7 protein-coding genes are annotated in these 11,737 nt (G+C 60.5%); 3 read left to right on the top strand and 4 right to left on the bottom strand.

Annotated features, from left to right (window positions below):
* Window positions 1–109 precede the first annotated feature (109 nt).
* Entirely contained in the window at window positions 110–379 is a 270-nt protein-coding gene (locus tag ABRZ28_RS06355; protein ID WP_330519754.1) for a YciN family protein, read from the top strand.
* Between the two features lie 58 nt (window positions 380–437).
* On the opposite strand, the gene sohB is transcribed toward ABRZ28_RS06355, so the two are convergent.
* Window positions 438–1,484, bottom strand: a complete 1,047-nt coding sequence (sohB, locus tag ABRZ28_RS06350; RefSeq protein ID WP_319602494.1) for a protease SohB — start codon at window positions 1,482–1,484, stop codon at window positions 438–440.
* Between the two features lie 321 nt (window positions 1,485–1,805).
* Here sohB and ABRZ28_RS06345 point away from each other — a divergent pair, with 321 nt between their 5' ends.
* Together ABRZ28_RS06345 and cobO are read left to right on the top strand one after the other, a co-directional pair.
* Window positions 1,806–2,567 (top strand): YciK family oxidoreductase, encoded by a 762-nt coding sequence (locus tag ABRZ28_RS06345; protein WP_330519753.1) that lies wholly within the window; start codon window positions 1,806–1,808, stop codon window positions 2,565–2,567.
* A 17-nt stretch (window positions 2,568–2,584) separates the two neighbouring features.
* A complete protein-coding gene (cobO, locus tag ABRZ28_RS06340) occupies window positions 2,585–3,175 on the top strand; it encodes a cob(I)yrinic acid a,c-diamide adenosyltransferase (protein ID WP_319602496.1) in 591 nt (196 codons plus the stop codon).
* Between the two features lie 539 nt (window positions 3,176–3,714).
* Here cobO and rluB read toward each other — a convergent pair.
* From rluB to nirB, 3 genes are all read right to left on the bottom strand, one after another.
* The gene (rluB, locus tag ABRZ28_RS06335) at window positions 3,715–4,599 is read right to left on the bottom strand and encodes a 23S rRNA pseudouridine(2605) synthase RluB (protein ID WP_330519752.1); all 885 of its coding nucleotides are present in this window, start codon (window positions 4,597–4,599) and stop codon (window positions 3,715–3,717) included.
* Between the two features lie 230 nt (window positions 4,600–4,829).
* The gene (locus ABRZ28_RS06330) at window positions 4,830–8,711 is read right to left on the bottom strand and encodes a sulfite reductase subunit alpha (RefSeq protein WP_330519751.1); all 3,882 of its coding nucleotides are present in this window, start codon (window positions 8,709–8,711) and stop codon (window positions 4,830–4,832) included.
* 76 nt (window positions 8,712–8,787) lie between these two features.
* Window positions 8,788–11,703, bottom strand: a complete 2,916-nt coding sequence (gene nirB, locus ABRZ28_RS06325; protein ID WP_330519750.1) for a nitrite reductase large subunit NirB — start codon at window positions 11,701–11,703, stop codon at window positions 8,788–8,790.
* Window positions 11,704–11,737: the final 34 nt, after the last annotated feature.

Below are 11,737 nucleotides of genomic sequence, written 5' to 3'. Positions count from 1 at the left end.
GTACAATCAGGGGTAACACCGGCGTCGTTATGGCGTACTATCGCCCTAGCCAGAAGACCAACCTGATGTACGCTAAATCGCTTTGCACATATTTTGGAGTATGTAACCCATGTCCGATGAAATTCAGATGATCAAAGAAAGATCCCCGATCGACCGCAAAACCTTACTCGCCGAAGCCAATGCCATTATCCAGAATCACGGCGACTATCTGCATGGCATGGTGGCCGACGATGTCGAGCAAAAAAATAATGTGCTGGTTTTTCGCGGCGAGTTTTTCCTTGATGACAACGGCCTGCCCACGTTGAAAACCACCGCCGTGTTTAACATGTTCAAACATCTGGCTCACACGCTGTCGGAAAAATATTATCTGGTCGATTAAACGCCATCGCCCGCGGTGAACGCGGGCGATGAGCAGGGAAGCCATTCGACGGGCGGCATCACAACAGCGGATTGTTGCCTCGCTGCCACCAGCGCAGCATCAATCGCTCAAGGGTATCGCCCGTACTGCCCGTCAGACGCTCAATCAGGCGCTTACGGCGCGTATACCGCACGCTGAGCACGTCATGGTCAGCCATTTCGGCAATCAGCAAATCGTCGCTGGTGCCAATCTCGTCAACCAGTCCCAACGCTTTGGCCTGGGTGCCGAACCAGTGTTCGCCGGTCGCGACGGAATCAATATCCAGCGACGGACGCATCTGGTGAACAAATTGTTTAAACAGGTTGTGCGTCACGTTCAGCTCTTCGCGGAATTTCTCGCGCCCCTGCTCCGTATTTTCGCCGAACAGCGTCAACGTGCGCTTAAACTCGCCCGCGGTATGCAATTCAACATCGATATCCTTGTTCTTCAGCAGACGGTTGAAGTTGGGGATCTGCGCCACCACGCCGATCGATCCGACGATAGCAAACGGAGCGGCGACAATACGGTCGGCGACGCAGGCCATCATATAGCCGCCGCTGGCCGCCACTTTATCCACCGCCACGGTCAGTTTAATCCCGCCCTGACGCAGCCTTTGCAGTTGAGAAGCCGCCAGACCGTAACCATGAACCACCCCGCCCGGACTTTCCAGCCGCAGCAGAACTTCATCCTGCGGTTTGGCGACCGCCAGCACCGCCGAGACCTCCTCACGCAGAGATCTCACCTCGCCGGCATCCATACTGCCATTGAAATCCAGCACATACAGGCAGGGTTTCGTCGGTTTCGCCTCCCCGCGTTTGGCGCGCTGCTTTTCTTCTTTGGCCTTGGCTTTTTCTTTCTTCTTTTCCTGTTTGAACAGCTGTTTACGCTCTGCATCGCTCATGTATGCCGTCTGCATATCCTGCTGCATATCGCGATACTGTTCCCCCAGATTAACCACCTGCAATTCACCTTTACGCTGGCGTTTACGCTGCGCCGCGCCGAAGACTAAAACCACAATCGCACCGATCGCGATAACGATGGTGAGTGCTTTAGCCAGGAATAAACCATACTGAGAAAGTAATTCCACAAATACCGCCCTCATTAGCTGAGTGTTGACATATCAAACTGATTATACTGCCCCATGACCAGGCCAGCTTGGTGAACGAAACCTTTAACCTAACTGATGACATCCAGGATGGCGATGTTATTCGCGCTTTCTCCGCGTTTTCTGCTGCTTTTTAGCGCACCTGCGGTAAGAAATGGCGCCAGTCTCATTGAAAACCCCGCCTGTTTAAGGCATAAATCCGTCATCTTCATCCTGTTTGGATGCCTTTTCAACCAGATACCGGCATAGCGATATCGCATGTATTAATGAAGGTAGCCGGTACGTCTGTAAGAGGAATTGCCCGTGTATTACCAGCCCAAAAACGACCTGCTGCAACAGCGCATCATTCTGGTTACCGGCGCCGGCGACGGTATCGGCCGCGAGGCGGCGCTAACCTATGCGCGTTTCGGCGCGCGCCTTATTCTGCTGGGTCGAACTGAAAGCAAACTTCAGGCGGTTAAGCAACAGATTCAGGAAGAAAACGGCGCGCAGGCGCACATTATCGTCTGCGATATGTTGACGACGAACTCGGCGCAATTCTTTCAGTTGGCCGATGAGTTGGCCCAGGTGGCGCCCCGCCTGGACGGCGTACTGCACAATGCCGGGCTGCTGGGCGAGATAGCGCCGATGACGCGGCAATCGGCGGACGTCTGGCGCGATGTGATGCAGGTGAACGTCAACGCGACCTTTATGCTGACGCAGGCATTGCTGCCCCTGCTGCTGAAATCCGCCAGCCCGTCGCTGGTCTTTACCAGTTCCAGCGTGGGACGTCAGGGCCGGGCTGGCTGGGGCGCTTATTCCGTGTCAAAATTCGCCACCGAAGGCATGATGCAGGTTTTGGCCGATGAATATCGCCAGCAAAATCTGCGGGTAAACTGTATCAATCCCGGCGGCACGCGCACCGGCATGCGCGCAGCGGCATTTCCCGATGAAGATCCGGAGAAACTGAAGACCCCTGCGGATATCATGCCGTTGTACCTCTATCTGATGGGGGACGACAGCCGCCGTAAAACCGGCATGAGTTTTGATGCCCAGCCGGGCAGAAAATCAGGCCCGGCCGAATAGTCAGGAGAACACGCAGCATGAGTGATGAACGTCACCAACAACGTCAGCAACGTATAAAAGAGAAGGTCGATGCCCGGATTGCCGCCGCGAACGAAATACGCGGCATCCTGATGATTTTCACCGGCAATGGCAAAGGGAAAACCACCGCGGCTTTCGGCACCGTTACCCGCGCTATCGGCCATGATTTACGAGCCGGCGTGATCCAGTTCATCAAAGGCGACTGGCCGAACGGCGAGAAAAACCTGCTGCAAAAACACGGCGTCGAATTTCAGGTTATGGCGACCGGTTTCACCTGGGAAACGCAAAATCGCCAGACCGACACCGAAGCCGCGCAAAAAGTCTGGCGCCACGGCAAGCGCATGCTGGCCGATCCGCAGTTGGATCTGGTAGTGCTGGATGAACTGACCTATATGGTCAGCTACGGTTATCTTGAGCTGGAAGAGGTATTGAACGCGCTGCGCGATCGCCCGGCGGGACAAACGGTCATTATTACCGGACGGGGATGTCATCGTGATTTGCTGGAGATGGCGGATACCGTCACCGAGATGCGGCCGGTAAAACATGCCTTCGAAGCCGGCATCAAGGCGCAACAGGGTATCGATTGGTAACGAACCGGGCGGTTGCAGGCGAACCGTCGCCCTGTTCCCCTCCCGACCTTACCCTTGCCCTGTCTCTTAGTCACATATACTGTTAACGGTATATGTGAGTTCAGCGCTATTTCGTGCGCTAGAAGGCCGTCATTTCTCTGCTATGTCGCAGCATGCGCCCGACGCAGGGTGGTTCAAGCGCCACCACCCTCCGGACCCGGGCTTGTGGCTGAAATCACGTCGCTGACGCGATGCCTTCGGCGGTCGCCCCCTTTCCCGAACCGCCAGTGACGCGTTCCCGACGCGGCCCTGGCTTGCGCCGCCTCCCTGCGGCGCATTCGCGGGGTCGTCCACCTCAGCGTGATTTCTTACGCCGACGAAAAGCAAAGAACCAAGAACCAAGAACCAAGAACCAAGAACCAAGACCAGAATACACATGGCCTCTAGAGGTTCCTTGGATTTGTGTATAAGAGACAGCCCTTGCCAGGGGAGGAGCCTGACTCCCTCCCCTGCGAAGGGGAGGGTTGGGGTGGGGTCATAACGGCAGCGTTTCGAATTTCTTAAGATTGACCGCGACGCTTCGGTTTCGGCGAGGTGCGGCGCGTCGGCGCAACCTGGCTGCTGCGTTTTATCGCCCGGCGAATCTGATTGGCTTTTACCCGGCGGCGCTCGCGCTCAACCGGCAATTTACTTACCGTCTCCGGCGGCAACTGCACCAGTTCACGCAGATAGTTCAGGCTTTCCAACGACATTTCCGACCAGCCGCCGCGCGGCAGGCCTTTAGGTAACGGAATATCGCCGTAGCGCACGCGGATCAGGCGGCTGACCTGCACGCCGACCGCTTCCCACAGGCGGCGAACCTCGCGGTTGCGCCCTTCCGTCAGCGTGACGTTATACCATTGATTCAGCCCTTCGCCGCCTTGATAACGAATGGTGCGGAAAGAGGCCGGGCCGTCTTCCAACTGCACGCCTTTGCTCAGCTGTTTAATCTTCTCATCGTTGACTTCACCGAATACCCGCACGGCATATTCACGCTCCACCTCGCGGCTGGGGTGCATCAGACGATTCGCCAACTCGCCGTCGGTGGTGAACAGCAGCAGCCCTGAAGTATTGACGTCCAGCCGCCCCACCGCCACCCAGCGCGAACCCTGAATCTTGGGTAAACGGTCAAACACCGTCGGACGCCCGTCGGGATCGCTGCGCGTACACAGCTCGCCTTCCGGCTTATAGTAGATAAGCACGCGGCAAACGGTCTCTTCGGTTTCCTTAACGGATACCACGTGACCGTCAATGCGGATTTTGGTGGCTTTGGTCACTTCAACGCGATCGCCCAGCGTAGCGATTTTACCGTCGACGCTAACGCGGCCCGCCTGAATGATGCCCTCTATTTCACGGCGCGAACCATGACCGGCGCGCGCCAATACTTTCTGTAACTTTTCGCTCATCGAGCAACCTCTGAGTGCCGCCTTCACAGGCGTCATGTTATTCTTCAAGAACAACAGGTTATGTCGGGAACCCAACCTAACCCATTGATATAAAATATTTACCGACAAACGGCAGGGTAAGCAAATATGTCACGCGCACGACCGCGCGGGCGGACATACTACACGAATTTTAGAATAAATGGTTCTTCTAGTTTAATTAGAGGGTCGCGGGAAAATATCGCCGGGACCGCTCAATACACATCCCGCAGATAGCGTTTATCCTGAACCATCTTTGCGATATAGGCCGCCGCGTCCTCGGCGCTCATCGCGCCGTGCCGCTGCGCCACCAGCCTGAGCGCGGCGTCGACGTCCCTGGCCATACGAGCCGCGTCGCCGCAGACATAGAAGTGCGCCCCCTCTTGCAACCAGCGCCACAGCTCGGCGCCCTGTTCAAGCAGGCGATGCTGCACATAGATCTTTTCCGCCTGATCGCGCGAGAAGGCGGTATCCAGTCGATGCAGATAGCCGTCGCGCCGCATCGCCGCCAGTTCTTCACGATAGTAGAAATCGGTCGCCGCGCGCTGCTCGCCGAACACCAGCCAATTCGCGCCCTTCGCCCCCGTGGCCCGGCGCTCCTGCAAAAAGGCGCGGAAAGGCGCGATGCCGGTGCCGGGGCCGACCATAATCATGGGCGTATCCGGGTTGTTCGGCGGCCGGAAATACGCCGACCGGTGGACGAAAATCGGCACCGCGACGGCCTCTGCGCGATCGGCGAGAAAGGTTGAACAGACGCCGCCCCGCCGTTTGCCGTCGCGGCCGTAACGCACGGTCGAAACCGTCAGGTGAACCTGATCCGGCGTCGCTTTCTGGCTCGACGAGATCGAGTACAGGCGCGGCTGGAGGCGCTTGAGCACCGCCAGCCATTCATCGGCCCGCGGCTGAATCGGATATTCCTGGAGCAGGTCGATAATCTGCCGTCCCCACAGCCACCGTTTCAGATCGTCCTTGCACGCCTCCTGCAACAATTCGGCCAGCGCCGTATGCCCCGACCGCTCGGCGACGAACTGCAACACCTCCGGCGTGATGCGCGCTATCTCGCAATGTTGCGACAGCGCCTCAACCAGTGTCATGTCGCCGCGATCCCTGAGCGTGACCGGCGTCGAGGGCGCAAGCCTGAGCAGCGCCAGCATGTCATTCACCAGATCGGGGCAATTGGTCGGCCAGACGCCAAGCGCATCGCCGGCTTCATAGCTAAAATCCTGATCGGTCAGGTCGAAGGCGAGGTGTCTGGTCTCTTTCTGCCCGCCGGGCGCATTGAGCCGCCGATTAAGCACCAGACGCGTGCGCAGCGGCGCGCTGCGGCTGAACGTCGATGGCTGAGTCATCAGCGGCGCGCTGATTTTCTCCGCGCCCTCGCCTGCCGCTATCGCCGACGGGACGGCGGCCATCCCGGCGCGTGCCGCGAGCGCCGCGACCACCTGATCCAGCCAGTCATCGGCGGCGTCCTGATAGTCGGCGTCGCAGTCAATTCGCGCCGACAGCCGCCGTGCGCCCAGCTCTGCCAGTCGCGTATCGAGCCTGCGGCCGAAACCGCAAAACTGGTCATAGTTCGCATCGCCGAACGCCAGCACCGAGAACGCCAGCGTATCCAGTCTGGGCGCGGTATCCGCCTGTAGCGCCAACCAGAAGGCGGCGCCGTTGTCCGGGGGATCGCCGTCGCCGAACGTGCTGACGACAAACAGCACGCGCGCCGCCGAGCGCAGCGTCGCCACATTGCAGCCGTCCATGCCTGCAAGCGCGACGCAATGCCCCTGCGCCGTCAAGCGTTCGGCGCAGCGCGCGGCGAAGCCTTCGGCATTACCGGTCGATGACGCCCACAGCACCAGAATAGAAGACGATGCCGCCGTAAGGGCCGCGGCCGGCGACGATAGCGCGGGCGCCTCGCGGCCCGGCGCGCGCAATGACGCGGGTTGCGCGACGCGCGTCAGGGCCACGGCGCAAAACTTGAATTCCGGCTGCTGGGAAATCGGGTCAATCGCATCGCTGGTGACGGCGTTGATGGCCAGATTCTCGCCAAAGAGATCGTTCCAGTGGAATGGCGCAAAGCAGTTGCCGGGACGCACCCGATCGGTCACCGCCGCCGGCAGCACCGCGCGCCCGCGCCGCGAACGCACTTCCACCCAATCCTTATCGCAAATGCCGAGCGCGGCGGCGTCTTCAGGGTGTATTTCGATGAAAGGCCGCGGATTGAGCTTATTAAGCATCGGGATCTTGCCGGTCTTGGTCATCGTGTGCCACTGGTGCTGCAAGCGCCCGGTATTCAGCACCAGAGGGAAGGCGTCGTCCGGCATCTCGGCCGGTTGGCTATCCGGCCGGGGGAAAAAAACGCCTTTACCGCTTTGGGTGGCGAACACGATGCGCGGCCGCGCGCCGTCCGGCGTTTCTTTCAGCGTCTGGCTCACGCCGTCATTGAGATAGCGAATGGGATGGCGATCGCCGTCATCGTCGGGCGGACAGGGCCATTGCAAAGGCGTCCGGCGCAAACGCGCATAGCTTGCGCCGCGAATGTCGTAGCCGGTGTTCGGATTCCAGGCGCGCTTGATCTCTTCAAATACCTCCGCGGCGGAGCCGTAGCTGAATGCCTGTTCATACCCCATCTCGCAGGCCACGGCGGCGATGATTCGCCAGTCCGCCATCGCCTCGCCGGGCGGGTCGACGGCCTGGCGCATCAGCGTCAGATTGCGCTCGGAGTTGATCATCACGCCTTCGGCCTCGGCCCACAGCGCGCCGGGCAGCAGAATATCGGCGTAACGGTTGGTCTCGGTATCGAGAAACGCGTCCTGGGCGATGACCAGCTCGGCGGCCCTCAGCCCTTCGATCGCGTTCTGACGATTAGGCAGCGAGGCGACCGGATTGGTGCAGATAATCCAGCACGCCTTGATCTCGCCCGCTTTCATCGCCTCGAACATCGCCACCGTGCCGCCGCCCAGATCGGTGCGGAGCGTCCCGGCTTTTACGCCCCACAAGGCTTCGATAAAAGCGCGATCGTCATCCGCCAGCACCGAGCGCTGGCCCGGCAGCCCCATGCCCATATAGCCCATCTCGCGCCCGCCCATGGCGTTGGGCTGCCCGGTAAGAGAAAACGGCCCGCTGCCGGGGCGGCAAATCGCGCCGGTCGCCAGATGCAAATTGCAAATCGCATTGGTGCTCCAGGTGCCGTGCGTGCTTTGATTCAGCCCCATGGTCCAACAGCTCATCCATTCGGACGCGGCGCCAATCCACGCCGCCGCCTGGCGGATATCGTCCTCCGCCAGTCCCGTTATCCGCGCCACCCTCTCCGGCGGATAGTCGGCAAGAAACGTCGGCATCGCCTCCCACCCCTCGGTAAATTCGGCGATAAAATCCTGGTCGAGATGGCCGTTTTGCACAATCAGGTGCAGCAGACCGTTGAGCAGGGCCAGATCGGTACCCGGCTTGATCGGTAAGAACAGATCCGCCTTGTCGGCCGTGGCGTTGCGGCGCGGATCGACCACAATCAGCTTCGCCCCTGCGTTGACCCGGTCCATCATGCGCAGGAACAGTATCGGGTGACAGTCCGCCATATTGGCGCCGATGACGAAAAACAGATCGGCGCGGTCGAAATCCTGATAGGAGCCGGGCGGCCCATCCGAACCGAGCGAAAGTTTGTAGCCGCTGCCGGCGCTGGCCATGCACAGGCGCGAGTTCGACTCGATATTGTTGGTGCCGATAAAGCCTTTGGCGAGCTTGCCGGCCAGATACTGGGCTTCCAGCGACATCTGACCGGAGACGTAGAGCGCGACCGCATCGGGGCCGTGGGTATCGATGATGGCGCGCAGCCGGCGCGCGCTCTCCCTGATGGCCTGTTTTACCTCGACCCGCGCCGGTTCGCGCAGACGCTCCGCCCGCTGGTAGGCATGTTCCAGCCGCCCCGCTGCGGTGATAGCCTGAGCGCAGCTATTGCCTTTGGTACACAGCCGGCCGAAGTTGGCGGGATGCGTCTTGTCGCCCGTGACCTTAATCACGCGATTGTCCTGTATCTGCATCACCACGCCGCAGCCGACGCCGCAGTAGGGGCAAACGCTCTTTACCTGAGTGGTGGGTTTGGCATCCATCACATACTCCCCGCAGGACTGATGCCGTGGCCTCATCCGCGCATAAAAAAGGTTAAGCGTGCAAGCGTTCCGTTCATCAGGCTTGCGCAATGGTCTCAGATGTCGGCAGGGGCAACGGCCGGCGATTGACCCAGACCTGCCCCGCCACCACTTTTACCGGCCAGGCGCGTACGCGCAGCGCGGCGTTATCCGGGCAGACGCCGTCGCGCAGTCTGAAACGCTTCTTGTATAACGGCGAGATCACCACCGGTTCGCCGCCGACGTCGCCCAGCAGGCCGCGGGACAGAACGTTCGCCCCACTGCCCGGCTCGTGGTTTTCCAGCGCGAAAACCTGTTGCTCGCCGGCAGGAAGATGGAACAGCGCGATCTGCTGCCGGCCGAGGCGCGCCGCCATGCCGACATTGGCGGGAATATCCTGCAACGCGCCGATGCGAACCCACTCTGTTTCCAGCTCCGCCGGTTGCGGGCGGCGCGCCGTCGGCGGCTTTTCATGCTGCTGCGCCGGCCGGATCTGGCCGCGCGTCGGCACCATCACCACCGCTTCGTCCGGGCTATCGCTGTTGAGAAAGGCGCGGAACAGCGCCAGACGATCCGGGCTTTCCAGCGTGGTTTTCCATTCGCACTGGTAGGTATCCGCCACGCGCTGCATCTCCTTATCCAGTTCCTCAACGATATGCAGGCTGTCTTCAAGAACCACCTGTCGCAGGTAGTCGATACCGCCTTCCAGATTATCCAGCCAGCTGCTGGTGCGCTGGAGACGATCGGCGGTGCGGATATAGAACATCAGCACGCGATCGATGGTGCGGATCAGGGTTTCGCTATCCAGATCGCCGACCAACAAATCGGCGTGACGCGGCTTCATACCGCCATTGCCGCACACATACAGATTCCAGCCCTTATCGGTGGCGATGACGCCGATATCTTTGCCCTGCGCTTCCGCGCATTCGCGGGTACAGCCGGATACCGCCATTTTGATTTTATGCGGCGAGCGCAAACCTTTGTAACGGTGCTCCAGCGTAATCGCCAGCGCGGTGGAATCCTGCACGCCGTAGCGGCACCAGGTCGAACCGACGCAGGACTTCACCGTGCGCAGCGATTTGCCGTAGGCGTGACCGGTTTCAAACCCGGCGTCGATCAGTTCGCGCCAGATAGCCGGCAATTGTTCCAGCCGCGCGCCGAACAGATCCACGCGCTGACCGCCGGTTATTTTGGTATACAGGTTGTAGCGCTGCGCCACCTGGCCGATGGCGATCAGTCCCGCCGGCGTGATCTCGCCGGCCGGTACGCGCGGCACCACCGAATAGGTGCCATCCTTCTGGATATTGGCGAAAAAGCGATCGTTGGTATCCTGCAACGGCAAATGCTGCGGTTGCAGCAGATAGTCATTCCAGCAGGACGCCAGCATGGAGGCCGCCAGCGGTTTGCACACTTCGCAGCCCAATCCGCGCCCGTAGCCTGCGATCAACTCGTCGAATGAACGAATGTGATGCACGCGGATCAGGTGATACAGCTCCTGACGCGACCAGGGGAAGTGCTCGCAAACATCTTTTTTTACTTCCACGCCCATCTGCGTCAATTCGTATTCCATCACCTGCTTCAGCAGGGGAACGCAGCCGCCGCAGCCGGTGCCTGCCCTGGTGCAGGACTTAAGCGCACCCAGTTCGTTACAGCCGCCGGCCACCGCCGCCGCGATATCGCCTTTACTGACGTTATGGCAGGAGCAGATCGGCGCGCCGGCGGGCAGCGCCGCCACGCCCAGACCTTGCGGCGCATCGCCGGAACGGGCCGGCAGAATGAGGCTCTCAGGATGCGCCGGCAACGGTATGTCGTTAAGCATCATTTGCAGCAGCGTGCTGTAGTCGGCGCTGTCGCCGATCAGCACCGCGCCCAGCAGGCGTTTGCCGTCGGCGGACACCACGATTTTTTTATAAACTTCGCGCGGACCGTCCGTCCACTGATAGCTCTGGCTGCCGACGGCGCGGCCGTGCGCATCGCCGATCGACGCCACCTCCACCCCCAGCAGTTTCAGCTTGGTGCTCATGTCCGCGCCGCTGAACGGCGTATCGCGCCGCGCCAGCGTATCCGCCACGCTGCGCGCCATCTGGTAGCCGGGCGCCACCAGCCCGAATATTTGCCCGTTCCACAGCGCGCATTCGCCGATGGCGAAAATCGCGTCATCCGACGTCCGGCAGCGGTCGTCAATCACCATGCCGCCGCGCGGCCCTTTGTCCAGACCGCAGCCGTCCGCCAGATTATCCCGTGGGCGAATTCCCGCGGAAAACAGTATCAGATCGGCCTCCAGCGCGCCGCCGTCGGCAAAACAGAGCCGGTGCCGCGCCTGCTGGCCGTCGACGATTTCCCGCGTCTCTTTGCCGGTGTGAACCCGTACCCCCAGCGCCTCGACCTTTCGGCGCAGCATCGCCGCGCCGCCCTCATCCAGCTGTACCGCCATCAGCCGCGGCGCGAATTCGACGACGTGCGTTTCCAGTCCCAGCTGGCGCAGGGCGTTGGCCGCTTCCAGCCCGAGTAAGCCGCCGCCGATCACCACGCCGGTTTTGGATTTTTGCGCCTGCTCGGCAATGGCGTCCAGATCGTCCAGCGTGCGGTAAACCAGACAGCCCGGACGCGTATTGCCCGCAATCGGCGGGACGAACGCATAGGAGCCGGTGGCGATAACCAATTGGTCATAGGCGGTTTCGCCGCCCTGCGCATCAAGAACGCGCTTATGCGGGCGATCGATGGCGGTAACCTGACTGGCGCGGCGCAGTTCGATGCCGCTGGCGGCAAAAAATCCCGCTTTAACCAGCGACAGCGATTCCGCCGTCCGGCCGGAGAAATATTCGGAAAGATGGACGCGATCGTAAGCTTCCCGGCGCTCTTCGCCAAAGACCACGATGCGATAACGCTGGTGCAGATCGCGCTCGACCAGTTGCTCAAGAAAATAATGACCGACCATGCCATGGCCGATAACCACCAAAACTGGCTTGTTCATTAGATCAATCCCTACAGCCGCTGGCTGTGAATCA

It is taken from the genome of Brenneria sp. g21c3 (assembly GCF_040240345.1).
In the GTDB taxonomy this organism is placed as follows: Bacteria; Pseudomonadota; Gammaproteobacteria; order Enterobacterales; family Enterobacteriaceae; genus Brenneria.
Note: the sequence above shows the minus strand (reverse complement) of the source record. Positions and strands in the feature narration are given on the sequence as shown.